A 25,117-nucleotide genomic window follows, 5' to 3' on the forward strand; every position below is an offset into this window, starting at 1 on the left:
TCCGGGAGTGGGGGCAGGACCTCAGTCTGGAAATTCCAGACTGAGGTCCTGTGTCACGTGAGGCCCTGTCACGCGGAAGCGCTGTCACATGGAGGCCCTGTCATCCGAAGGAGCCCGGATGGATCAGTGCACCTTGTCGGCGTCGAGGCGCAGCGCACCGGGACCGAATGCCTTCGGCTGGAGCCGCGCGAGGAGCACGTAGACCACCACCGTGGCCAGCACTGACGGCAGCGTTGCCGTTGTGAAGGCGAACAGGGGCGCGGAGGCAAACGTGACCGGGTCGAGCAGCACCAGGTACACCACCACGCCGATGGCCATGCTGACGAAGCCGGCCACGTTCACGCCCTTCCAGTACCAGTACGCCGACCCCGCGCCGTCGTTATACAAACCGTCCAGGTCCAGGCGCTGCTTCCTGATGATGAAGTAGTCGGCGATCTGGAGCCCGCACAGCGGGCCGAAGACGACGGCGGAGAGGGTGAGGAACGTTCCGAAGTTGGCGTAGAAGGGCTCCGCCACGAACAGGATCACCAAGGCCACGGTCAGTCCGGCCACGGTCGTCGAGCCCCGCCAGCTGAGCCGGGCGTCGATGGCCGGCTGCTGCTTGAGGGAAAGCGCCGCCGTGTAGGTGCCCACCATCGCCGTGCCCACGTTGGCGACGATGATGAACGCGAACGCCGGCAGCGCCAGCCACACGCCGCCGATTTCCAGCAGCCCGGGCAGCGGGTCTCCGCCGGAATCCGGGAAGACCAGTCCGGTGTACAGGCCGATCAGGCAGATCACCCCGAGCGCGAGGCCAAGCCCCAAGGTTACCGGCAGCACCGATTTCTTGGTGCTCTTGGAGAGCCTCGTCATGCCGCCGACGTACGGCCACCAGGACAGGGCCGTCGCGAGCATGAGTTCGATCGCCGTCGTGTAGTCCAGGAGCTTGTTGCCGCTGGCGGCGCTCGGCTTGGCGTCGAGGAGGGCACCCCAGCCCACCTTGGCAACAATCACCACGATGACCATGACCCCGAGGGCAAGGACGGAGCAGGCAACAATCACACCTACCCTGCGCAGGATGCCGGGGCCGCGGCTGATGAGCGCCCACACCACCAACAGGCAGACCAGGCTGCTCACCGTCTGGGCGATGGGCCCGTTAGTTTCGCTTACGACGCCGAGACTCACCAGGAGCAGCGAAGCGGACTTTCCGCTGAAAATCATCAGCGTTGTCCCCCACCCGATGGTAAAGAGGAAGGTCAGTGCGACGCTGAACAGCGAACCGCGGGTACCGAAGACGGGCCGTGTTGAGCGCACCGCCTCCAGGCCGTACCGCGTTGCCATCGGCACCGTGGCCAGGAAAACCAGGAACATTCCCGCCAGCATCGCCGCGATCATCACCACCGACCCCTGCACCGCCGGCAGGTAGAAGGCCACGTAGCCGCCGATGATGAAGCACCAGGTGGCCACCGCAGCCTGGGCGGAACTGAAGAACAGGGATTTGGGGCTCCAGTTCCGCTCGTGGCTCAGCAGGGGAAGCGATCCCTCGGTTCCGGAGGTGGAGATTTCGCCCGTGGCCTGACTCACAGGAACCACCCCACGATCAGGGCGACGAAGGGAAAGGCAATGGTGACGGCGAACAGGGTCCGCATGTCGGCAAACCCCGACGGCGGCTCCAGGCTTCCGGTCTGCCATTCAGCCAGGCGGGCGTTGAGTTCTTCCGCGTACCGCTTTTCCACTGTGCTCACGGTACCCACCTCAGATTTCGGAGTAGCGGAAGGAGTGGGACTCCGCACCGTCGGGGTTGGGGCCGTAAATTGTGACCATGCGGGCGTAGACGGGCGCCCAGTAGCGGCCGGTCCGGCCTGGGTTTACGCGGGCTGAGTCGCCCGGCCTCAGGATGACGGTCTGGCCTTCGCACTCGATGTGGAGTTCGCCTTCCAGCACGAAGTTGGTCTCGGTATGCGGGTGGAAGTCCTGCCAGCCACACGACTCCAGCTCCCACTCCGAGAGGATGAATTCGTCCCAGGGGCCTATGGGATCGGAGTTTATGAACCTGCAGCGCAACCGCTGCCATTCGTCCTTCATGGGCTTCATGGACTGCGCCGGCCAGAAATCGATCGCTTCCCCCGTCGTCGGCGTCGGGGGCTTGGTGGTTGCCGGGGGCTGGTTAGTGGTGGTGGTCATTGTCATTACCCGTTTCTGAAGTAGGGAGATCTGCTCTGCGGGTTTTGCTTTGGGAAATCTGAATCAGACTGCGACATCGTGATCTGCGTCACGGCGCTTTCAATACAGTGACAGGGACGCTTGTTCCAGTCAATGGTTCAGAACGAAAGATCTGGCCCTTTTTACCTACTACCGAGTAATAACTATCCGAAAATATTTTCCATCTTGAACGCTTGACTCGGACAGCTGTTCATGTGAAAGTTTTTGAACACCCAATGCGTGACTGGCATCACACCGGCGGCCTCGACGCGGAGCCCGCCGGGGCCTCTCGACTCAGAGAATGTCACGTTCGGCTTTTCGATCCCCCGGAGCCCAGCCACGGCTCCGGCTTGATCCCAACGCAGTCCTATCGCACCAAGCCCCTACGGCACCAAAGCGCCATCATCTGCACCCCACCCCATCTGCACCACCGCTCAACCCTCAGACATCCCATATCTGAGAACTCCCTAACAACACCCACCACACAGGAGAAAACCATGGAAACCCTCGTCGGAACCCTCACCAAGGCCGGATCCATCCACAAGGTCGAAGGCGGCTACCTCGGCCTGCCGCCAATGGACGAACCCGGCACGATCGCCGCGATCGGCGACTCCCTCCACAACCCCACCGGCTCGGTCATGAGCGCCGGCTTCTTCGAGCTGAAGGCCTCCGAGCCGCTGGTATACACGTACACCTACGACGAAATGAAGGTGGTCATCAAGGGCGAGTTCATCCTCACCGACCAGACCACAGGCGAAGTCACGCACGCCAAGGAGCGCGACGTCCTCTTCTTCCCCAAGGGCACCACCGTCAAGTTCGAGACCCCCGAGTACGGCCTGGGCTTCTTCACCGGCGAGCGCTCCTTCGCCCCGTAAGCACAGCCGAAGCCGCGACCCACACGAACCATTTGAAGAGGAGAGAAGCATGACACTACGAGTAGGAATCATCGGCGCCGGCCCCAGCGGCATGGCACAACTGCGGGCCTTCGAATCAGCACGGCAAAAAGGCGCCGCCATCCCCGAGATCGTGTGCTTTGAGAAGCGCGAGGACTGGGGCGGCCAGTGGAACAACAGCTGGCGGATCGGCCTGGATGCCCAGGGCGAGCCGGTCCACTCCAGCATGTACCGCCACCTGTGGTCCAACGGTCCCAAGGAGTGCCTCGAGTTCTCGGACTACTCCTTCGACGAGCACTTTGGCCGCCCCATCTCGTCCTTCCCGCCCCGCGAGGTCCTCTTCGACTACATCAAGGGCCGCGTGGAGAAGTCCGACGTCCGCAAGTACGTCCGGTTCAACAGCGTTGCCCGCCATACCAGCTACAACGAGGACACGCAGGAATTCACGCTGACGGTTGAGGACCTCAAAACCAACCGCACCGAGACCCACGTGTTCGACAAGCTCGTGGTGGCCACCGGCCACTTCTCCGTTCCTTCCGTGCCGGAGTTCACGGGCATCAACACCTTCCCGGGCGAGGTCCTGCACGCCCACGACTTCCGCGGCGCCGAGCGCTTCTACGGCAAGAACCTGCTCATGATCGGCAGCAGCTACTCCGCTGAGGACATCGGCATGCAGGCCCACAAGATGGGCGCCGCGTCCATCACCCTCAGCTACCGCTCGGCACCCATGGGGTACCACTGGCCGGAGAACACGGTGGAGCGCCCGCTCGTCACCCATTTCCGGGGACCCACCGCACACTTCAGCGACGGCACCCAAGGTGACTTTGACGCCGTCGTACTTTGCACCGGATACCAGCACAAGTACCCGTTCCTGCCCAGCGAGCTGTCGCTGAGGTCGCCCAACGTGCTGTACCCGGGCAACCTGTACAAGGGCGTGGTGTGGCAGCAGAACACCAATCTGTTCTACCTGGGCGCGCAGGACCAGTACTACACGTTCAACATGTTCGACGGACAGGCGTGGTTTGCCCGCGACGTCATGACCGGAGCGATTGACCTGCCGTCCCTTGCCGAGCGCGAGGCGGACATCCAGCTCTGGCTCGAGCGCCAGGCCGCCCTGCCGGACCACGACGCGGAGGCCGATTTCCAGACGGACTACCTGCGGGAACTCATCGACGCCACGGACTACCCGCCGTTCGACCTGGACGCCGTGTCCCAGCTGTTCAAGGACTGGATGCGCCACAAGCACGACGACATCCTGGGCTACCGCGACATGCTGCACCGCTCCGTGGTCACCGGCACCATGGCCACCAAACACCACACCCGCTGGCTCAACGCCATGGACGACTCCATGGAGCGCTACCTCAACGGGCCCTCGCAGGACGTGGACAACGGCGCCACAGTCCCGGACATCGTGGCCGCCAGGTAGCCTACGGCCGAGCCCGCGTCCGGGTACACTGCCTGGCACCCTGGACCGCGCACACTCCCCAACGGGGAAGTGCGCGGCCGGGGGGCAGGCAGTGTACCCGTTTAATCACGGACCGCAACGCATTCCTCACAACGTCACCCGTTCCAGTCAATTGTTCAGGACAAAGGTGTGTAACCTTTATCCAAGCAATAGTCTTAAGGAAATGTCCCCGTTGGGCAGACCCGGGAACCTGGAGAGTGAGCTATGCGGATATCCTCAGCCGATCGAAAAGAACAGCTGATTGCCGCCACCGTGGAACTGATGCGGCGTGAAGGTGTCCAGTCTGTGACCATGCGTGCCATCGCCAAGGAGGCCAACGCTCCACTGGCTGCCGCGCACTATTGCTTCAACGACAAGAGCGAGCTCATGGACGCCGCCGCCGAGGCGTGGCTGAAGAACCTGAACCGCTACTCCAGCGACGTCCCGGTCCACCTGGGGCTGCGCAAGGCGGTGGAGCAGGTGGCGGAAAACTACTGGCGCGCGCTCGAGGAAGAGCCCGGCAGCCTGCTCGCCGAGATGGAACTCATCCTGTGGGCAACGCGCAACGCGGCCTCCAGCCCGCTGGCCGCGAAGATCTACCCTGCCTATGAGGTGGAGCTGGGAGACCTGTTCACTGCTGCGGCCGAAAGCAACGGGGACAAATGCCTCATCGACGCCGCGACGTTGGTGCGGACCTTCCTGATGATCTACGACGGCGCGGCGATTCAGTACATGACCGACCCGAAGGGCGCCGACCACCGGGGCAATTTCTTCATGGTGCTGGATGCACTCTTGGTGAAGGCCGGCGTCTAATTCCGGAAGCATTCCCGCGGTGCCGGCCGGTTAGGGCTTCGACCGCACCTGCAGGGAGGTATCCGCTTCGATTTCCGCCTGCGTGGCGGCCCTGACAGACGCGGCAAGAGTCGTGTCGTTGCGCGAAATGGCATAGTGCACCGCGGCCGCGAGGATTGCCCCGATGAACCAGGAAAAGGCGGAGAGCGCGCCAAAAACCGGGACGAGCGCCACCACCACGGCAGGGGCGGCCGAGACGAGGAAGGCAATGGCGGCTTTGCGGTTCCAGCCGCCCGTGTAGGTGTAGTAGCCCTGCTCAACGAAGAGGTCCGGCACCAGCACATGCTGCCGGCGGAGCACGTAGTAGTCCACCATGATGATTCCGAACAGCGGACCGAGCAGTGCACCGAGCCCGCCGAGGAACAGGTTGATCACCACCGGACTGTTGAACAGGTTCCACGGTGTGATGACCAGGGCGATCATGGCGGCGATCAGGCCCCCGCGCCGGAAGTCGATCTTTGCGGGCCAGACGTTCGCCAGGTCGTAGGCCGGGGAGACGAAGTTTGCCACGACGTTGATGCCCAGTGTCGCCACGGCGAAGGTCACCGCGCCGAGCAGAAGGGCCCAGATGCTGTCGATCCGCCCCACAATCTCCACGGGGTCGTAGATGTGCTCGCCGTAGACCTTGTAGGTTCCGGCCGTGACCACGACGGAGACCACGGAGAAGGCAATGAAGTTCACCGGCAGCCCCCACAGATTCGCCGTGCGCACCGCCTTCCGGGTGGGCGCGAAGCGGGAGAAGTCGCAGAAGTTCAGCATCAGCGTGGAGAAGTAGGTGACAGTCAGCGCGACGGCGGCAAAGAAGGCATGCACGGCGCCCCACTGCGCGGTTCCTCCCGGCAGGTCCAGGGACACGTTCCAGCCCGCATTGACCAGGATGTAGATGACCAGCAGGCCCATCACGGCCCAGACGGCCGGGCCGGCCCAGTCCTGGAACCGCCTGATGGTCTCCATGCCGTTTCGCAGCAGCAGAAGCTGCAGCGCCCACATCAGCAGGAAAGCAAGCCAGCCCAGGGTGGATTCACCCAGGAAGTTGTTTTCCGTCAGCCCCTTCAGGTCGGGCCAGATCTTCAGGGCGATGATGATCACGGCGCGGGAGGCGAGCCAGGTCTGGATGCCGTACCAGGCGATGGCCACGAGCGCACGGATCAGGGCCGGCAGGTTGGCTCCGAACGTTCCAAAGGAGACCCGCGCGAGCACCGGGTAGGGAACCCCGGTCTTCTGCCCGGCATAGCCGGAGAAATTCATCAGGAAGTAAACAAGGATGATCCCCACAACCAGTGCAAGGAAAACCTGCCAGGCCCCGAGGCCCAGGGCGAAGAGGCCGGCGGCGAAGGTGTAACCGCCCAGCGAGTGGATGTCCGACATCCACATGGCAAACAGCGAATAGAAACCCCACGTGCGGTGTTCGGCCGGGGCGAGGTCTTCGTTGTACAGGCGCGCACTGGCACCCGGGGGAATTGTGTGAGACACGGAATCCTCACTTCCCAACTTCCTCGTTGTGAAATTTAGAGACTGGATCTTCCAGGCAGCGCAGACTGCCACTGCCAATCTACTCCGTTTTCATCTCCGTGGATCAGTGAATCGCTCGGGCAGCCAGGGGCCACAACTGTACGTTCGCGCAGGTACTGACAGAGCGTCCGGGGTGGGATGGTCAGTTCCAGCCGCTGCCGGCGGCGGTCCGGCCGGAGAAGCCGCCCAGGCCGTTGCCTCGGTACAGCCACAGCGTGCCGTTGCCGTCCACCGACAGCACGTCCGTTTTGGCGTCGCCGCTGTAGTCGCCGCGGCCGGTGATGGTGGTCATCGAGTTCCAGCCGGAGCCCACCGGGACTTTGGCGCCGAAGCCGCCCCGGCCGTTGCCGGGGTAGCGGTACAGGACGCCGGCGGCGTCACGGGCCAGGAGGTCGGCTTTGCGGTCGCCGGTGATATCGCCGGGACCGACGACGGCGGTCATGGAGTTCCAGCCCGAGCCCACCTTGGTCCGGGCCAGCCAGCCGCCGCGGCCGTTGCCGGGGTACAGCCAGAGGGCGCCGGTGGTGTCGCGGGCCAGGACGTCCGCTTTGCTGTCGCCGCTGATGTCGCCCGCACCGACGATGGCGTTAAAGCCGTTCCAGCCGGAGCCCACCTTGACGCGCGCCAGCCAGCCGCCGCTGCCGTTGCCCGGATAGAGCCAGAGGGCGCCGGTGGTGTCGCGGGCCAGGACGTCCGCGCGCCGGTCGCCGTTGAAATCGCCGGGGGCCACCAGCGAGGTGTAGCCGTTCCAGCCGGAGCCCACCTGCTTGCGGGCGAGCCAGCCGCCCTTGCCGTTGCCCGGGTACAGCCACAGGAAGCCGGAGTTCTCCCGCGCCAGGACGTCGGCCTTGCTGTCGCCGTTGAAGTCGCCCGCGGCCAGGACCGTGTTGAAGTGCAGCACCGCGCCGGCGGCGTCCAGCCGGCCGGCGCCACAGCCCTGCGGGCAGCCGCCGGTCATGGGACGTGCGGTGCGCTTGAGGCGGGCTTCGACGGCGGCGGGTGTCGCCGTCGGGCCCATCTGGGCCATGAGCAGCGCGGCCGCGCCGGACACGTGGGGTGCCGCGGCGGACGTGCCTTCGGCGAAGAAGTAGGCCTCCGTGCCGAACGTCTGCGGGCCGTCGTTCAGGGTGGAGAGGATGCCGTTGGGGACGCCGCTGTCCGGCTCGGAGGCGTTGGTGGGCGTCATGTCGCCGCCGGGGGCGGTGATGTCGACGGCGGATCCGAAGTTGGAGTACGGCGCCAGGGCGCCCGTCCGGCCGCTGGCCGCGACGGCGATGACGTTGCGGCAGTTGGCGGGGCTGGAGGTGGAGGCCTGCGCCATCTCGTTGCCGGCCGCCGCGACCACAACTGAGCCGCGGGCCACGGCGGTGTCGATGGCGCTCTGGAACGTCTGCGAGCAGGCTTCCGTGCCGCCGAGGCTGAGGTTGATCACGCGGGCGGGGTTCGGGTTGGCCGGCACGCCGTCCACGGGGGCTCCGGAGGCCCAGACGATGGCGTCGGCGATGTCGGAGAGCTGGCCGCCGCAGGGGCCGAGCACGCGGACGGGCAGGATCTTGGCCTTCGGCGCGATGCCGGCGATGCCTTCGCTGTTGTTGTTGGCGACGGCGGCGATGATGCCGGCCACGTGCGTTCCGTGCCAGGAGGACGCCATTTCCGCGGAGCCTTCGGCGCACTGTCCCGCCGTGGACCAGTCACCCTCGTCCGTGGCGTCGGAGTCACGGCCGTTGCCGTCACGGGCATCACCGGCGTCGGTGATCATGTCGTAGCCGGGGAGCATGTTCGCATTGAGGTCGACGTGGGTGGTCTTGCCGGTATCGATGACGGCCACCACCTGGCCGGCGCCCTGCGTGACGTCCCAGGCCCGGGTCGCACGGATGCCGCCCGTTTCCGCCGACAGGTCCCACTGCCACGGGAAGAACTGGTCGTTCGGGTCCGCGAACTTGGCCTGCAGCTTCACGTCCGGCTCGGCGTACTCGACGGCAGGGTCGGCGCGCAGCGAGGCAAGCATCTTCTCGGCGTCGCCCTCCCCCAGTTCCTTGCTGGTGCGCACCACGCGGGCTCCGCTGGCGGTGGGGCGCAGCTCCTTCACGGTGGCGCCGAGCTTGGCGGCGGCGCGGAGCACCGAACCGGAGCGGGCCGGGTCCTTGAACTTGACGATGAACTGGTCCGTGGGCGGGGTGGCCACGGACGGCCGGCGCGGGACGGACGGCAGGTGGGGGTCGCCGTCGGCCGCTGACGCGGAAGGCACTACGAGGGCCGACGCCACCAGGCCGGCGAGGCCGGCGGACATGAGTGCAGCAGAGAAACGTGTTCGGCGCGTAAGAGACATCGAGACCATCCTGTGCGGCGCCGCTCAGCCGCTAGTGCCGGGACGCAGTTATGGGGCGCGGCCCCCCGCCGCGTTCAGGACGAGTCTAGCGGCAGTGACCTCGGGCACGGTATCAGGGAACCGGCCATCCAGAAATAGTTATGCAGGCGCGACGCGGCCCCTCGGTACTCCCGGGGCAGGGACCTCAGCCGGTTAGGGCGGCGGCGCGGACGAATATCGATCTTCCATGAATACACGCTAGCCGCGGGACCTTGGGGACATCTTGGCTGCCTATCCCCCGGGTGGGTGGTCGGGATTGTGAAGGGCAAAAAGACGTCCCGTTGCTCTGGCTCTACAGGGCACCGAGGGTCACCCTCGTGCAGATGCCCCGGTAGTTGCTGGTTCCGGCACTGGTTCGGACATGGCGGCCGACTCCTCGGCGGGTCGAGTGTCCGCCACCGGGCCGCCCTTCGCGCCCCGGTTTCGCAGCCTGGCCTCAACGGGACGCTCGAAGAAGGTGTACAAGGCGCCGGCCAGCGGGATGGCGATGACGACGCCGACGGCGGCGAACGCGGCCCGCTCGGCAAGGCTCTCCGGTCCGAGTTCCAATGCGATCCGCAGCACGAGCTCGTGGACCAGGTAGAGCGCGAAGGACCATTCACCCAGTTTCACCATGGCAGGCGCACTGGCGAAGGTGGGCCGGCCTCCGCAGCGGTCACGGTCCGCATAGGCCGCTATCAGCAGGGCGAAGCCGGGAATGCAGAGCGCGCCGGCGAGCGGCCCGGCGGTATGCCAGGGCGCGATGCCGTCCACTACTTCGAGAATGAGGAAGGAGCCGATGGCCGCGGCTGCGCCGGTGCCCACGCCGAACCTGGGCTTCCAGCCCTTCGTCATGGCGATGGCCAGGCAGACACCCACAATGAACTCCGCGATCCGGAACGCGGGGAACGTGTAGAACAGGGCTCCCCAGTCGAAGCTTGGGACCAACGCGAGCAGGACGGCCACGAGGGAGACGGCGGCGGTGAAGACGGCCGCGCTGACGCGAAAGAGCTTCCCCGGCTCGAGGCGTGAAAGCCGTACCGCCAGGAACGGGAACACGGCATAGAAGAACGCTTCACAGGAGAGCGACCAGGACACCCCGTTGTAGGCGTAGACCCAGTGCTGGTCCCCGAGCCAGGCCTGCACGAGGAAAAGGGAGGCAAGGAACCGGGAAACGGACTGGTCGCCCTCGGTGGCCAGGGCAAGAACGACGGCGGCAATCGCCGTAAGCGCGTGCAGCGGCCAGATCCGGGCGAACCGGCGCCAGTAGAACTGCCGCTTGGAAGTGCTGGGGTTCATGGACCAGGCGAGCACGAACCCGGAGAGCATGAAGAAGAACGTCACGCCGGTCTGTCCCATGGACACGAGCGGGTACATCTCCGGCACCAGCGTCACTGCCGCGTGGTACAGAACCACGAGCATGGCGGCGATGAACCGCAGCCCTGTCAGTGAATCCAGGCGGGTGCGTGAAATGTTCAGTCCTCCTACAGGCGAGACGGCAATGAACGGTCCATTCTACCCGGCTGCATGGATGCGGTTCAGTTCCGGACTGAAGCACGTCAGCGCCGGGCGTTGAAGACGTCGGGTCCGAAGCTGTTCACTCCTACGCCGCGGGCAACACCGAGGCGGGGCACCCGGAAGATGTCCTCGATGCTGGCCAGAAGGCTGTAGTGGTTGTAGAAGCGGGTGGAGGTTGTGCCGCCCCTGACGAACGGCGAGAGCACCAGTGCACCCACCCGTCCGCCCGCAGTCCCGCCGGCCCTGCCGGGAGGGCCGCCCGACCGCCCTTCGGCTTCGTCGAAGGTGATGATCAGGACCCCGTCGTGCCGAAACGCCGGGGAACGCAGAATGGCCGGCACCTGCCGCCGGAGCCAGGCGTCCGCGGTGGCCAGGCCGCCTGGCCGCCCGTCGACGCAGGGGCTGTCATGGCCGTCGTGGCACAGGTTGGGCGTGATGTAGGAGAGGTTCGGCGTCGTCGCCGCTGAGCGCAAATCGACGGCGAGCGTCCGGAAATCAACCACCCGCCTGCGGCAGTCCTGCGAGGCAGTGATCGCTTCGAAATACACGAAGGGGTTGTGCCGCGTCGCGTACTGGTCACCGCGCCTGGCCCCCTGGCTCCCGTCTTTGGCGCCGGGCCGCGGATGCCGGCACGGGATGCGCATGTCCTCCATGTACCCCTTCCAGCTCCTCCTGACCGCAGTCAGCTGCCCGGCAACTGTGGGAACGGACCGGGGGTAGAGGCAGCCGGCACCCCTGAAGACGCCGCGGTACGGAGGACCTGAGGGCCGGAACCGCGCATACGTCCCGCAGTCGGCACGCGTCTTGGCGTTCGATGGCTGCCCGGAAATCTGCGCCAGATAGTTCGGCAGCGAGTGGTGGGCGGTCGCGTAGTACTGGGACAGCAGGACACCCCGGGCGCGCAGAAACTTGGACAGATAAGGGGCTTTCGACGCCGGACCCCAGATGGTGCCATAGCCCTTGTTCTCGAGATTGACCACAAAGACGTGGCCGGGCCTCGCTGCCCGTGTCACCGCAGTCGCATCCGGCACCGCGGCAGCGGCGGCCGGAGCGGACGTGCTGGCGGGAGGTGGCGCGTTCTGCGGGGGCGGTGCCGGCTGGCTGGTCGAGCCTGACACTAGTACGGCGACGGCAAGGGCGAGCCACTGGGCACCGCGGCGGGCATCTCCGCGCGGCCTCCGCCTGACCTTCCAGCCCATCGTGTCCTTCTCTCACGGACCCGTCCGGCAGTCGTCGGCAAACACCGCATCGGGAATCTTCGGAGTTCAGAGGCCCCGACGGCTGGCACCAGCATAGGCCTTCATGAACAGTGATTCCCAGCATCGTTTTCAATATCCGGGCAGCGGAGAGAATTCCCCGGAGCGACGGTTCGCCGTCTGCCCGGGGGTGCGGCAGTCAGTGTCTGGATCTGGACCGGATAATCACGGCGGAAAGACCGCTTGCAGCGGCCAGGGATCCGAGCATTAGTGCCAGTGCTGATGCGTATTCAAAGATAGTCATCGTGGCCACACCTTCCAGTTGTGTTGCGGCGACACTACCCGCACGAACCGGGCACCTCCCAGAAGGAATCCAGCGTGTTGGATCAAGATTTGGACACGAGGTCCGTCCGCAGCAGTTCCTTGCATTCGGTTGCTTGCAACGGCCGTGGCGCCAAGTCTTCGAGCGGGCCCGGCGGTGTCCCCCCTAAGTCGCCCTCAGCCTGACTTACTTGGCCACGAGGCACTGATCAGGCCGACGTGTGTGTCGGCCACGGGCGCCCACTCATGCCCCGTTCCTGAGCCGCCTCAACGAGACGTTCGACGAAGGTGTAAGGGCGCCAGCCGGAGGGATGCCAAACGGGGCCAGCTCGGGAAGGCTCTCCGGGCCGAATTCCAAGGCTGAACACAGCATCAGCTCGTGGACCCGATAGAGCGCGAAGGACCATTCACCCAGCTTCAACATGGCCGGGGCACTGATGAAGGTGGGCGGGCTGCCGATGCGGTCACGTTCCGTTCCGCACAGGCCACGACCAGGAGGGCGAAGCCGGGAATGCAGAGCGCGCCCGCCAGCGGCACCGCGGTATGCCACGGCGCAACGACGTCGATCACCTCGAGCAGAGAACGAGTAGGTGGCCGCAACATCGCCGACGCCCACGCCGAAGGGATCCCAGCGTTTCCACTGGGCGACGGCCGGAGGGGCACCCACTGTGAACTCGGGCCAGGAGCTTGGGCAGGGACTTGTCACTCTGAGTAGCGAGCGTAAGAACGGCGGCGGCCACCGCCGTGAGCGCGTGCAGCGGCCAGATCCGGGCGAACGGCCGCAAGTAGAACTGGCGCTTGTACGTCCTCGAATTCATGGACCAGGCAAGCACGAACTCCGACGACAGGGAGAAGAACGTCACACCGGCCTGCCCCATGGACACGAGCAGGTACATCTCCGACATCCAGCGTCACTGCCACGTGACACAAGACCACGAGCATGGCGGCGATAAACCGCAGTCATATCAGTGGATCCTGCCGGTGGCGTTATATATCCGGTCCTTTCACAGGTGAGACGGCGGTGGTCTAGTTCCCCCGGCCCGCATAAGTCATCTCGGTAGCGCGCCGATTCATAGCAGCGTGTTCTTGCCACGCCTCGATCCTTAGTCATATGTCGTTGCGGGCAGCTCGGGACAGAGATTCAGGACGCCATTTCCTCGCAGGACAATCATCCAACTGAGTAACTACTTGTTTCCCGCGGGTACTTCCTGCCAATAAATTACGTATCTACCACGGTGGTTTAGCCAAATCCGGGGAAATACCGTCTACACATGGCTAGCGAGATTGGAAAGAAGGATCGTTCGGCGTCCCGGAGCGACGGCAGTGTCGAACGTCGCGGGCTCCTCAGGGCAGGAACCCTCATGACTGCACTAACTGGGGCCTCCGCAATGTCAGCTATCGGAGCGCCCAGCTCGCAGGCCGCCCTTAGTGACCTAACGCCATTGGCATACGTTCCCCTTACGGAAAAAGGGGCCGCGTCGGGCGTCGCATCCTTGGACTTTGAGGCGAAGGTCCCACTTTCGCAGATTCCTGACCTTTCCGCCACAACCGCGCAGGCCATCGCATCATCACCGGTTGTTGCCGGGAAGCTGGACGAAGCCGCGGTAAGGAACTCAAAGATTGTCTACGTCGCTGCGGCCGGTGACGACTCCAACAGCGGCGCAACTTGGGGCAAGGCAAAGGCCTCAGTTGCAGCCGCCCTCGCCACGGCAGGGTCTTCTGGCACGGTGATTGTCGGGGACGGATCGTTCTCGCTGACGTCACCCCTCGCCCTGGACGTGAACAACAGCCTTCAAGGACAAGGGTCGCTACGTACTACCTTCAAGGTGGACTTCGACGGCGTTGGCGTCGATTGGAAGCCTCAGGTTTCTTTCTCCGGCCGGGCGGCAGGCACGCTCTGTGGGCTGAGCGTCGTCGCAGGAACGGGTGGGGCTAACGCCTGCGGCGTGCGAATCAGTAGTCTTGTCAAGCCCAAGATTAGAGACGTTCGAACCGCCAACTTCACTGGCACTGGCGGTATTGGTTGGTGGTTTCAGAACATAGCCATTGGCGGTACACCCTTCTGGACTGAGCGTTTGGACATTCAGGGTGCGGTGGGGGAGAACAGCACAGTCGACGTCTGCTTCGACGTAAAGGGAGGCACTAACAGCTTCATGTACGCTGAGGCGCTGAACTTTACGGTCAACGTCAATGCCGTCGCCGCAGGTCATCCAGCGCAGACCGGCTTCCTGTTGAGAAACGGGGCAACCATTCTCGGCTGCGATGTGAACTTCATAGGTAACGTTGCCGGCGTGTCCGGCGCAAACACAGTGGTGCCGACATTCATCCGTGTGCAGGACAATATGACCAGCATCATAAATTCTTCTCTTTCCATCCGCGGGGAGATGACCTCCGGGACATCGGGGACGTCAATCTCACTCGGAGCAGGGGGGAAGATCATCGGTAATACTGGCGTAATCGCTTTCGTCAACACGACCGGGTTCACACCCGTATTCGAGGCGGGTGCCGTATTCGGTCACTCTGGAACCATTGCAGGTCATGGTTTCGGCAATGACCTTAGCGGCGTTGATAAGCGATACCTGCTTTCGACAACCCGCGAACCAGGAGCCACAGGCGGAATCATACTCAACCGAACAAGCGTGTCTGCATCCTCGCCGCTCTTTGCTATGGTGAGCCACCCCCCGTCCATCAACGGCATCAGCTACAGCGATCAGGATTGCATCGTCACTTCATACGACGGTGCGAAGCACTACGGCTACCTTCGCTACCGGTACACCGCCTCAGGGCCACAGGTGCACGTGCTCGGATCGTTTGTGACACGGCAGGGCGGAACCCTTGGGGCCAAAATATTTACCTCCGGCGCCGGCTCACAGATCATCGGCTCAGGTGACAAGCACGTAACCGTGCCCGTGACGTTCAACGCTACAGCGGGGGCTGCGGCTACTTGCCTTGTCGAGCTCTCTCCCGACAACGTCACCTACACCGCCCTCGGTACGTGGACCAAGCCGGCGAAGTCAACAGTGGGTCAAGTGGAATTGGTCAATATCGAGGTTCCGCATGCCTGGTACGTTCGGCTCACCGTCGCCAATGCCACGCTCGGTAAGGCAACCCACTACTAGTCACATGGGAGCGGTTGTGCGGCTCCAAACGCCTCTCTTCGGTGGGCAGGACCGCCAAGAGTGCTACCGCCGTGGTGCAACGTGCAGCAAGACAACCCTTAGTGGACCTTCACCGGTACCCGTCCACGATCGCCGCAGCGATCTCCTTGTAGGCCCTCCGTGTCTCGGGCTTCAGATGGTCGAGCGTCACCAGGTCGCCGTCGGCCACTCCCCTGTCATGCGGCACCGCGATAAGCTGACGGCACATCCCGGCCAGGTGCTCTTCGATGGCGTCCTTGTCCACTCGGTTGGACACCTCATCCTTGTCCGTGATCACCACGATCGCGTTGCGGGCCAGGTCCTCGTAGCCGTGGCCAGCCAGCCACTGCAGCGTGCTGCGGGCGCGCTTGGCACCGCTGACCGCGTAGCCGGCGGCAATGATCAAGTTGTCCGCCGACTGCAGGATCCCGCTCATCGCGTTATGCGTCACGCCGGTGCCGCAGTCCGTCAGCGCAACAGAGTAGTAGCTGGAGATGAGCTTACGGATCCGCAGGTACTCCTCGGCCGTGAGCGAGTCGGACACCTCGGGGTCCTGCTCGCCCGCGATGAGATGCAGCCGACCCGAGTGGTGCATGTAGCGCGACAGCTCAGTCAATGAATCGATCGAGTCGATGTTCCTGAGCAGGTCCGTAATGGTCCGCGGAGTGGCCTTCTGGTAGATGCCCTCGCCAAGGGCGCGCTCCACGAGGTCGCCCGAATCCGGGTTCGCGTCGATGGCGCACGGCGGGTCGCCGCGGAACTCGGCCAGGGTGAGGCCAACGCCAACGGTCGTGGAGGTCTTGCCGATGCCGCCTTTGAGGCTGAGGACGGCGGTGTTGAAGCTGCCCTGGAGCTGGCGCGAGATACGGCGGGCTAACTCGTCCTCCTCGCGCTCCTGCGCGCTGGGACCCAGGTTCCAGGCGCCGCCGGTGGCCCGGTACAGGAAGCCGCGGAAGCCCTTCTTCGGGCGGGGCTTCTGCTCCCGGACAAACGACGTCGGCAGGGCGGTGGCGTCAGCCTCCCGCGCCTCGGGTTCCGGGAGAATCTCGGGAATGCCGGACGGCGGCGCTGCCGCAGGTCTGCGGGTCGGCGCGGCTGGAGGACTTGCCGGCGACGGCGGAGCATCGGAAAGTGCGTCGGCGACGGCGGCCGCCTCCGCCCAGGAGGAACTGCGGACGGGCAGGGGCGGTGCGGTGGGTTCAGGTGTCACGGCGGGAAAGGTTCCTGTCCAGGCGTCGGAGCCGTCGTCGTTGCGGCGGCGGTAGCGGCGGCGGCGCAGCTCGGGCTGCTCCTCATCGGTCGCGGCGTCGGCTAATCGGTTATCCGCTGGCTCGGGCATATTCGGTCCCCCCGGGACTCGCAGCGGCGTCCCGCTGCAGTTGTCAATCGGTCTGGTTCAAATAGCCATTCTAGGTGCTACCGGATCACAGAATGGCCAGCAGCCTTGCTATCGCAACTCGAGGAACCCGGAGTCTGCCCTTTCAGTGGTGCAGGAGGGCTGTGGCTACGACAGCGATTGTCACCACCAGGAGGATGCCAAGTGCCACGTAGCCCCACCATTTGGGCCGGTTGCGATGGGGGTTAATGTCGACGTACGGCACGCCTACTTCACCCGGCCTGAAGGCGCCACGGGCGCCACAGTCCGGCGCTTGAGCCGCAGCATCCAGTACAGCCCGCCAAAGGGAAGCAACAGGCTGCCAAGGAGGCCAGACAGTGCAAAAACATAATCGGTGAAAGCCACGGTTGAGACCTCCGGAAGCGGCAGCACCTTCGACGCCCCCGAAGCAGCATTGCTCCGGGCGCTCTCAGTGGCTGGAAGTGGGATCCCCCATAATCTGGATCAGTCGCCAGCCTACTTAGCAGTTAAGGGCGCTGTCCAATTGGACACACCCTCGTAACAAGCCAAGTCAAATAAATTCAGTTGTTGCGCTGCACTCAGCTCTATCGTCGAAGAGCTAGAAACACCACCACCGCGGTCGTCACTGCCAGTGCAGCGAGCCCCACGTAGGACAGGATACGGACATGTCGACTGCGCACCTCCCGCCTACTTGCGCGGTCATAACGGGCTCCCCCATAAGTCCTCACGCGGAAGATGTTAGGCACGCAAGCTCAAGGAAAGCTCAGAAGTTCCTCAAGAAATACTCAAGAGGAAGGGGCGATTAGCGCCACGCAAACTAGCTGCCGTCGGCGCGGCTCTGACCGCGAACCATCCGGCGGAGGCGCTGCGGGTGTCGGCCATGCCCGGCCTGGCGGCCGCGAAGCGGAGCCAGTGGATCCACAGGGAGACCAGCCACGGCGGTCTTCGAGGGTTCCTGCGCGTGGGGCATGTCCCGTTGATCAAGCCAAGAACGCTCAGGCAACGGGTCATCGGCGACAATGTGCTGCTCGATGAAGTGGCGGATGGCTACGCTGATTCCGGTCTTCATGTCCCAAACCTAGGGACGTTTGCCGGGGGTCCCCAGCGTAGTCATTACCTGTCTTTCCGGGTGCTGGCTACTCGGAGTGAGCAGAGTACGCGCTTCAGTGCTGCGAGCGGGTTTCCTGCAACCGCTTGATGAACCAGCGAGACTGCTCCGGCCCATACGGCAGCACGGGAATTGCCTTGGTGGCATCCGCGGGCGTATCACGGATGGACTGCCGGGCCTGCCGGACAGCCGTGGTCATGGTGTCAGCCATGGTTTTGACGAACCGGTCGCTGCACGGCTCGCCATGCCCGGGCACCAGGAACTCGTAGCGGTGACGGAGGGCAGAGAGGTGCCGCAAGGCGTCTGCCCACTCTTCCGGGTAAGAGTCCTCGAAGGACGGATGCGCGCCCTGCTCCACAAGGTCTCCGGCGAACAAGGTGGTGGTGGTTCCCACCAGAAGGTCACCGTCCGTATGCCCGCGGCCCAGATAGAACAGGGTGACTGTTTGCCCGCCAAGGTCCACAAGCACAGGCTGGTCGCGGACGATGGCGTTGGGAACCACCAACTCCACGTCCTGGCCCTCCCCCGCGGCCATCTCCGGCTCGGACTCCGTGACCTCACTGCGCTGCGCATCACCGTTTTCGCCGATCTCCTCGGCGCAGTTCTCGTGTGCCCAGAACTCTTCGACACCGGCGTCAGCAAAGACGGCATTACCGAAGAAGTGGTCGTAGTGGGCGTGCGTGTTCACCACAACCAGGGGCAGCGGGGTCTTCTCCCGGACGGCATCCAGGATTTCCTTGCCCTGGCGCGGCCCGCAGCCGGTGTCGATCACCATGGCCCGCTCGGTTCCAACAATCAGCCCGGTGTTGAGCTTGGAGCCTTCTGTTACCAGGACATAGTTGTCCGCGCCGACGTCGAGCCATCGTGACATTTCTTCTCCGTACGTTCCGGGAGCGTTACCGTTGGTCTGGCCTCGATTCTACCCATCAAGCTGGGGATTATCCGGGAAGCAGCGGCCGTCCTCCCGCCAAGACAACTGCAAGGGACCATGTTTTACTCAGGCGAAATGAACCTCTAGGTAAGATCTGCCTATGGGGACTAAACAACACAGGCACTTCTGCGAGGAGTGCAAGGAAATCACCAACCACGTCACGTCGTACCGGACTGACGGAAGCAGCTTGGTGGCCACCGTCAGCTGCTCCGAACATTCGGACGTTGCCGCGTAGATACCGGCAGCGCCTCACAGGTCGGCGAGCGCGGCCCCGGGGTTCTCGATAGCATCCGCGACGTAACGCAGGAACCCGGCGGCCGTTCCGCCGTCACACACGCGGTGGTCGAAAGTAAGTGTCAGCTCAGTGACCTTGCGAACGGCAAGTTCGCCATCGACCACCCACGGCTTGCCGATGATCCGTCCGACGCCGAGAATGGCCACTTCGGGGTAGTTGATGATCGCGGCCGACCCATCAACGCCGAACACGCCATAGTTGTTCAGCGTGAAGGTTCCGCTGCCGAGTTCAGCCGGAGTCGCCTTGCCATCCCGCGCGACGGCGGTAAGCCGCTTGATCTCTGTGTCCAGTTCCCGGGCGGTGAGCTTGTCCGCTTTGCGGATCGACGGGACCACTAGCCCGCGCTCGGTTTGTGCTGCAAAGCCGAGGTTGACGCCGTCGAATGACAGAATCTCCTGGGACTCCCCGCCGGATGTGTCCTCTGCGCTCACGAAACGGGTGTTCAGCTCGGGATATTTCTTCAATCCTGCGGTAACGAAGCGGGCGATGAAGGCGAGCAGCCCCGGGGCATTGTGCGGGTCCCCTTTCTTGAGCCCTGCACGCAGCTCCACGAGGGCGGTTGCGTCAACATCGACCCAAACGGTTGCTTCAGGGATCTCGGTGCGGCTGCGGGCCATGTTTGTGGCGACGGCTTTGCGGACGCCACGAACAGGGGTGCGGCTGGCGATTCCGAGACCGGTCCGCGGATCAGTAGCGTGACTGCTGGCTCCGACGGGCCTGGTTTCGAGCGCCTTGTTTTCGGGCTCAACCAGCGGGGTTTCAGCTTGCTTGTTTTCCGGCTCCACCACCAGCGGCTTGGAAATTGCTGCTTCAACATCCCGGCGCATGATCAGGCCGCTCTCCCCGGAGCCCTGCATGTGGCCGAGGTCTACGCCATGTTCCTTGGCCATGCGGCGGACCAGCGGTGAGATGACGGCCCCTAGTTTTCCGGGGACGCGGGTACGCAGAAGTATCGCATCGTCGGCAGGCGTCGTGAGTTTGGCTTCCGCTCCCTCTGGCTTTGTCTCGGCAGGCTCGACCAGTGAAGTGGTGCGCGGCGGGCGCGTTCTGCGGACGGTCGCGGTGCCGCCTGGTGTTCCGTAACCGATGAGGACGTTGCCGGAACCTGCTCGTTCTTCTGTGCGGTAGGTTTCGGCTGCCGCGGTTTCCTTGGTTTCCACCGATTCGACCACTGGAGGTTCGGCAGGCATGGATTCGACGAGCTCAACCAGCGGGGTCACCGAGATGAGGGGTTTTCCGACGTCCAGGGTCTGGCCTGGCTCGCCATGCAGTTCGGCCACGGTGCCGGCATACGGGGACGGGACCTCTACAACGGACTTGGCAGTCTCCACCTCGGCTATGGGCTGGTCAACGTGGATCTCGTCACCGACGGCTACGAGCCAGTTCAGGAGCTCGGCTTCCGTCAGGCCTTCGCCGAGGTCGGGCAGGAGGAACACTTTCGTTTCGGTCATCTGATCAGTCTTCCCACTGGAGGTCGTCTACGGCGTCGAGGATGCGGTCCACGCCCGGCAGATAATAGCGCTCGAGTTTCGGTGCTGGGTAGGGAACATCGAAGCCGGTCACTCGGCGGATTGGGGCGGCGAGGTTGTGGAAGCAGCGTTCCTGAACCCGGGCAACGATTTCTGAGGACACCGAGGCGAACCCGTGCGCCTCGGCGATCACCACTGCCCGCCCGGTCTTCCGGACGCTGGCCGCGACGGTCTCGTCGTCGAAGGGCACGATGGTGCGGATGTCGATGACTTCGAGCGAACGCCCTTCCTCCGCCGCGGCGGCGGCTGCCGCCAGCGCCGTCGGGACGGACGGCCCATAGGCAATGAGCGTTGCGTCAGTGCCGGAGCGGGCGACAGCGGCGCGGCCCTCGGTGGCCCGTCCGCCGTCGTTCTTCCCTTCGTACTCCTCACGAAGCAGCTCAAGGTCCACCAGGTCCTTGGACCAGTAGAGCTTCTTGGGCTCCATGAACATGATGGGATCATCCGAGTCGATAGCTTCCCGAAGCATGCGGTAGGCGTCGGCCACGGTGGCCGGGGTGTAGACCTTGAGCCCGGCCGTGTGGGCGTAGTAGGCCTCGGAGGAGTCGCAGTGGTGCTCCACTCCCCCGATGCCGCCGGCGTAGGGAACCCTGATGACCATGGGCAGCTTCACCCGGCCTTTGGTCCGGTTGTGCATTTTGGCCACGTGGCTGACGATCTGTTCGAAGGCCGGGTAGGCGAAGGCGTCGAACTGCATCTCGATGACGGGACGCATGCCGTTGATGGCCATGCCGACTGCCATCCCGACGATGCCGGACTCGGCCAGCGGGGTGTCGAAGCAGCGCTGCTCGCCGAAGGTGGCCATGAGGCCGTCGGTGATGCGGAAGACGCCGCCGAGCTTGCCCACATCCTCGCCGAAGACCAAGACTGAGTCGTCTGCACGCATCGCATGCGCCATCGCGGTGTTCAGTGCCTTGGCCATGGTGACCGGCTGCGGTCCGGCTGCGTCGGCGCTGGCCGCGGCCGACGCAGCCGCGCGTGCGGTGGCCGAGCTGACGTTGCCGTTGGCCTCGGAGGAAGTGGTGATGGTGGGGCTCAATTGGTGGCCTCCGTTTCGGATGCAGCGCCGGCGGCGTCGCGGGCGAGCTCGTCGGCGAGGAGAGCAGACTGTTCTTTGAGCTGCGTGGTTTGGTTTGCGAAGACGTACTTGAACAGGTTCTGGGGATCGACCGGCACCTCTTCACCGAGGCCGGTGCGGAGCTGGGTGGCCACCGCTTCCGCCTTTTCCGTAATCCGGGCATCGCCGCCGTCGTCCAGCAGCCGCCTGTCCATGAGGTATTTCCTCATCCGGGTGAGGGGGTCCCGGGCAACCCATTGGGCCACCTCGCTGTCCTGGCGGTAGCGGGTGGCGTCATCCGCATTGGTGTGGGCCTGCATCCTGTACGTGTGGGCTTCGACGAGAAGTGGGCCAGAGCCTTCGCGGGCGAGCTTGACGGCGCGATCGAGCACGGCGAGGAGGGCGACGACGTCGTTGCCGTCCACCCGTTCCCCGGCCATGCCGTAGCCGACAGCCTTGTGGGCGAGCGACGGGGCGACGGACTGGTGGGCCAAGGGCACGGAGATGGCGTACTGGTTGTTCTGCACGAAGAAGATGACAGGCAGGTGGAAGACTGCGGCGAAGTTCAGTGCTTCGTGGAAGTCGCCTTCGCTGGTGGCGCCGTCACCGCAGATGGCCAGCACGACCGTGTCCTCGCCGCGCAGCTTGGCGGCGTGTGCGACGCCGACGGCGTGGAGCAGCTGCGTGGTGAGCGGGGTGCACTGGATGCCGACCTTGTGTTTCAGGGGGTCGTAGCCGCCGTGCCAGTCCCCGCGGAAGATGGTCATGGCCTCGATCGGGTCCACGCCGCGGGCCATGACGGCAACCGCGTCGCGGTAGGTGGGGAACATCCAGTCGCCCTCTGCCAGGCAGAGCGCAGCGGCCACCTGGCAGGCCTCCTGGCCGTGGCTGGAGGGATAAACGGCCATCCGGCCCTGGCGGACGAGCGCGGAATTCTGGTCATTGACCCGCCGCCCGATAACGAGCTGTTCGTAGGCGGCCAGAAGTTCGTCATCGCCGGGCAACGGATACTCGTGGCCGGGTTCGGCGCCCTGTTCTGAATGGTGCTTCAGGTTGCCGCCCTGGTCCACCATTTGGATCTGATGGCGGGCCGGCAGCATGTAGTCCTCGGCGGTGATGCCGAACTTTCGCACCGCCTCGGCGGCCGCGCCGGCAAGGTAGGTGTCCCCGGCATGCTCCGGAGCAGGCTGGCCCTGCCATGCCGCGCCGCGCGCGGTGTGGTCTGCGGAGATCGTCATTGGTCCGTCCTTCTGTAGCCACTATTCACTTTCAGTATGGTCCCCGACGATCTTTCGTATCCAGTCCCACCAGGAATCGTGGAGAAGTACGCCTCTGGCCCCTATTCTGAAAGACAGATTGCAAATGTGAGCTGTGTAACGGGCGGGAGTTGTAGACAAATGGCCGAGGCAGACGAGGAACAGGCAGCGGTGCCGCTTGACGATGTGGATCGGAACATCATCGCCGAGCTGACGCGGGACGGGCGGATGTCCGTAACCCAGGTGGCCGAGAACGTCCACATATCCCGGGCGCACGCCTACACGCGGATTGCGCGACTGACGGGCCAGGGTGTGCTGACAAAGTTCACCGCACTGGTGGATCCCATCAAGGCGGGACTGAAGTCCTCGGCCTACGTGACGCTGAAGGTGCAGCAGCACTCGTGGCGGGAACTGCGGGAACAGCTACGGGCGATCCCCGAGGTGCACCACATAGCCCTCGTGGGCGGCGACTTCGACGTCATCCTGCTGGTGCGCGCAGTGGACAATGTCCACCTGAGGCGGGTTATCTTCGATCAGTTGCAGTCCGTGCCCGGGGTGCTCGATACGCAAACGTTTTTGGTGTTTGAGGACGTGGACGCGCGCTAGCCCTGTTGATCTGTCGTCTTGAGGACAAGGGGCGGGGACCAGGTCGCCGGCTCCATCGTCTCTCATTTGGACGCTCCACCAGACTGCGCCCGGGACTACGATGCTATCCCCTTGGCTGTCAGACTGCCTTACCTAAATTACTGCGGCTCGAACGAGGTCAATTGGAAGCGAGTCTTTGATGGTGTGCGATTAGACCGCCCCAAGGTTGGGTCATCACCTATAGCGCGGGTTAGAATTTACGTCAGTGACCGAGGCTGCCTGGCCCGACGGCAGATTACAGCTTCAGCGTGGGGGAAACATAATGACGACTCCGAGTTCTGTCCGGGTTCGTAGCGGGAGGGTTCAAGGTCTGGACCTCATACGCGGATTTGCGATTTTGCTAGTGCTCTTGCGGCATGCATGGCCGGAGATATTTGGTAGCGCCGGTGTTGTGGGTGTCGTTATTTTCTTCGCTCTTAGCGGCTTCCTTATCACCGGCCTCTTGGAGCGGGACATCCGTGAATTCGGTCGAGTTCGATACAGCCGATTTTACCTGCACCGATTCTTCCGGCTTATGCCTGCACTGACTTTCATGCTGTTGGGCTTTGCCCTAATTGAAGGCCAATGGAATCTCCTGGGTGATCGGCACCTTGTCGGCCTATCCGTTGTTGTAGGGCTGACCTACACGATGAACGTCCCCGGCATCGATCATGGAAGCGATGCTTTGAGTCACCTTTGGACGCTGGCCACCGAGGAGCAGTTCTACCTGCTCTGGCCAATAGTTTTGGCCTTTGGTATGAGAAGGGCCAAGGCGGGTACGGTAACAGCCCTAGCAGTCTTGGCGGCGCTCGCACTATGCGCAGCTTCTGTGGTGGTTGTCTCTCCAGAGACATTCAAAATTTATAGCCTTCCCACCTCATGGGTCGCCGCCATGTTGCTGGGCGCCTTGGCCAAACTCCACGAAAATGCTCTGGACAGATCCGTCGTCGGATTGAGATCCAAGACCATTGCCTGCGTCGGACTCGTGGCACTGCTCGGATTGAGCTTCACTCCCGAAGCAAAGAATTGGCCTGGCACGTATTTACTCGTCGGCCCATTTATTGCTCTCTGCACAATCGCGGTCATCTTCGAGTGCAAACGGTGGAGGAATCTTCCGTCCAAATATCTCAGACCCATCTTAGGGCTAGGAGTGATTTCCTATGCCGCATATCTCTGGAACTACCCGATTGCCATTTGGCTCGGAGACAGACCGCTTAACCTTTTCCAAGGAAGCGCATCTATAGCTTTAACCATACTGGCGGCAACGCTGAGCTGGTATGTAATTGAACTACCCGCGTCCAAAGTAAAACGACGCCTCGAGAACAGACTTGGCGCCAAGCGGCGTAGCCCGTCTCATCGGCTAACGGTCAACTGAATCCCTTCGCGGCGCGAAAGCAGGCATCGTCGTTAGGTCAAGGAAACCTTGACCTAACGACGATGCCAGGGAGACCCACTGCACCAGAAGCTTCACCCGTCAAGTTGGGAGCCGCTAAGCCGGAGACGAAAAGCATCTACCGCACCGCGTGCCGGTGGTGGAAGGAAATCGAGGTGCTGATCAT

The 25,117-nt window shown here is 63.9% G+C and carries 20 protein-coding genes; 7 read left to right on the forward strand and 13 right to left on the reverse strand.

What is annotated here, in order from left to right; all coding sequences use genetic code 11:
• Positions 1–123: 123 nt before the first annotated feature.
• The 3 genes from ACFVTE_RS09360 to ACFVTE_RS09370 are packed head-to-tail and all read right to left on the reverse strand — an operon-like array spanning position 124 to position 2,169.
• Positions 124–1,563 (reverse strand): purine-cytosine permease family protein, encoded by a 1,440-nt coding sequence (locus ACFVTE_RS09360; RefSeq protein ID WP_387099430.1) that lies wholly within the window; start codon positions 1,561–1,563, stop codon positions 124–126.
• The gene (locus ACFVTE_RS09365) at positions 1,560–1,724 is read right to left on the reverse strand and encodes a hypothetical protein (RefSeq protein ID WP_387099432.1); all 165 of its coding nucleotides are present in this window, start codon (positions 1,722–1,724) and stop codon (positions 1,560–1,562) included. Before ACFVTE_RS09365 ends, ACFVTE_RS09360 begins: the two co-directional genes overlap by 4 nt.
• A gap of 10 nt (positions 1,725–1,734) precedes the next feature.
• Positions 1,735–2,169 (reverse strand): cupin domain-containing protein, encoded by a 435-nt coding sequence (locus ACFVTE_RS09370; protein WP_387099434.1) that lies wholly within the window; start codon positions 2,167–2,169, stop codon positions 1,735–1,737.
• A gap of 509 nt (positions 2,170–2,678) precedes the next feature.
• Between ACFVTE_RS09370 and ACFVTE_RS09375 the strand changes: the two genes are divergently transcribed.
• The 3 genes from ACFVTE_RS09375 to ACFVTE_RS09385 all read left to right on the forward strand — a co-directional run bounded on the left by ACFVTE_RS09375 (position 2,679) and on the right by ACFVTE_RS09385 (position 5,331).
• Positions 2,679–3,056: a cupin domain-containing protein gene (locus tag ACFVTE_RS09375; protein WP_387099436.1), complete on the forward strand. Its 378-nt coding sequence runs from the start codon at positions 2,679–2,681 to the stop codon at positions 3,054–3,056.
• A gap of 49 nt (positions 3,057–3,105) precedes the next feature.
• Complete coding sequence (locus tag ACFVTE_RS09380; protein WP_387099438.1) at positions 3,106–4,500, forward strand: NAD(P)-binding domain-containing protein; 1,395 nt, start codon at positions 3,106–3,108, stop codon at positions 4,498–4,500.
• Between the two features lie 243 nt (positions 4,501–4,743).
• Positions 4,744–5,331 (forward strand): TetR/AcrR family transcriptional regulator, encoded by a 588-nt coding sequence (locus tag ACFVTE_RS09385; protein WP_387099440.1) that lies wholly within the window; start codon positions 4,744–4,746, stop codon positions 5,329–5,331.
• Between the two features lie 30 nt (positions 5,332–5,361).
• Here ACFVTE_RS09385 and ACFVTE_RS09390 read toward each other — a convergent pair whose 3' ends face one another.
• From ACFVTE_RS09390 to ACFVTE_RS09405, 4 genes are all read right to left on the reverse strand, one after another.
• The gene (locus ACFVTE_RS09390) at positions 5,362–6,843 is read right to left on the reverse strand and encodes an NCS1 family nucleobase:cation symporter-1 (RefSeq protein ID WP_387099442.1); all 1,482 of its coding nucleotides are present in this window, start codon (positions 6,841–6,843) and stop codon (positions 5,362–5,364) included.
• A 181-nt stretch (positions 6,844–7,024) separates the two neighbouring features.
• Complete coding sequence (locus ACFVTE_RS09395) at positions 7,025–9,211, reverse strand: S8 family serine peptidase (protein ID WP_387099444.1); 2,187 nt, start codon at positions 9,209–9,211, stop codon at positions 7,025–7,027.
• Between the two features lie 348 nt (positions 9,212–9,559).
• Entirely contained in the window at positions 9,560–10,732 is a 1,173-nt protein-coding gene (locus ACFVTE_RS09400; RefSeq protein ID WP_387099748.1) for an acyltransferase family protein, read from the reverse strand.
• 56 nt (positions 10,733–10,788) lie between these two features.
• A complete protein-coding gene (locus ACFVTE_RS09405; RefSeq protein ID WP_387099446.1) occupies positions 10,789–11,946 on the reverse strand; it encodes an alkaline phosphatase family protein in 1,158 nt (385 codons plus the stop codon).
• A gap of 1,589 nt (positions 11,947–13,535) precedes the next feature.
• On the opposite strand from ACFVTE_RS09405, the gene ACFVTE_RS09410 reads away from it, so the two are divergent.
• Entirely contained in the window at positions 13,536–15,383 is a 1,848-nt protein-coding gene (locus tag ACFVTE_RS09410; protein WP_387099448.1) for a hypothetical protein, read from the forward strand.
• Positions 15,384–15,492: 109 nt separating this feature from the next.
• Here ACFVTE_RS09410 and ACFVTE_RS09415 read toward each other — a convergent pair whose 3' ends face one another.
• The 3 genes from ACFVTE_RS09415 to ACFVTE_RS09425 all read right to left on the reverse strand — a co-directional run bounded on the left by ACFVTE_RS09415 (position 15,493) and on the right by ACFVTE_RS09425 (position 18,737).
• Positions 15,493–16,740, reverse strand: a complete 1,248-nt coding sequence (locus ACFVTE_RS09415) for a MinD/ParA family protein (protein WP_387099450.1) — start codon at positions 16,738–16,740, stop codon at positions 15,493–15,495.
• Positions 16,741–17,575: 835 nt separating this feature from the next.
• Complete coding sequence (locus ACFVTE_RS09420) at positions 17,576–17,827, reverse strand: hypothetical protein (protein ID WP_387099452.1); 252 nt, start codon at positions 17,825–17,827, stop codon at positions 17,576–17,578.
• 94 nt (positions 17,828–17,921) lie between these two features.
• Entirely contained in the window at positions 17,922–18,737 is an 816-nt protein-coding gene (locus tag ACFVTE_RS09425) for an MBL fold metallo-hydrolase (protein WP_387099454.1), read from the reverse strand.
• Positions 18,738–18,897: 160 nt separating this feature from the next.
• On the opposite strand from ACFVTE_RS09425, the gene ACFVTE_RS09430 reads away from it, so the two are divergent.
• Entirely contained in the window at positions 18,898–19,032 is a 135-nt protein-coding gene (locus tag ACFVTE_RS09430; RefSeq protein ID WP_387099456.1) for a hypothetical protein, read from the forward strand.
• 14 nt (positions 19,033–19,046) lie between these two features.
• Here ACFVTE_RS09430 and ACFVTE_RS09435 read toward each other — a convergent pair whose 3' ends face one another.
• Genes ACFVTE_RS09435 through ACFVTE_RS09445 form a run of 3 tightly spaced genes read right to left on the reverse strand, consistent with a single transcriptional unit; the run spans position 19,047 to position 22,916 of the window.
• Positions 19,047–20,543 carry a dihydrolipoamide acetyltransferase family protein gene (locus tag ACFVTE_RS09435; protein ID WP_387099458.1) on the reverse strand — a complete coding sequence of 499 codons (1,497 nt, stop codon included), beginning with the start codon at positions 20,541–20,543 and terminating at the stop codon, positions 19,047–19,049.
• Positions 20,544–20,547: 4 nt separating this feature from the next.
• Positions 20,548–21,660, reverse strand: a complete 1,113-nt coding sequence (locus ACFVTE_RS09440) for an alpha-ketoacid dehydrogenase subunit beta (protein ID WP_387099460.1) — start codon at positions 21,658–21,660, stop codon at positions 20,548–20,550.
• Entirely contained in the window at positions 21,657–22,916 is a 1,260-nt protein-coding gene (locus ACFVTE_RS09445) for a thiamine pyrophosphate-dependent enzyme (RefSeq protein ID WP_387099462.1), read from the reverse strand. Before ACFVTE_RS09445 ends, ACFVTE_RS09440 begins: the two co-directional genes overlap by 4 nt.
• 159 nt (positions 22,917–23,075) lie before the next feature.
• Between ACFVTE_RS09445 and ACFVTE_RS09450 the strand changes: the two genes are divergently transcribed.
• Complete coding sequence (locus ACFVTE_RS09450) at positions 23,076–23,540, forward strand: Lrp/AsnC family transcriptional regulator (protein ID WP_387099464.1); 465 nt, start codon at positions 23,076–23,078, stop codon at positions 23,538–23,540.
• Between the two features lie 244 nt (positions 23,541–23,784).
• On the forward strand, positions 23,785–24,933 hold the full coding sequence (locus ACFVTE_RS09455; protein WP_387099466.1) for an acyltransferase family protein: 1,149 nt from the start codon (positions 23,785–23,787) through the stop codon (positions 24,931–24,933).
• Positions 24,934–25,117: the final 184 nt, after the last annotated feature.

Origin of the sequence: Arthrobacter sp. NPDC058097, from assembly GCF_042884885.1 — a bacterium.
In the GTDB taxonomy this organism is placed as follows: Bacteria; Actinomycetota; Actinomycetes; order Actinomycetales; family Micrococcaceae; genus Arthrobacter.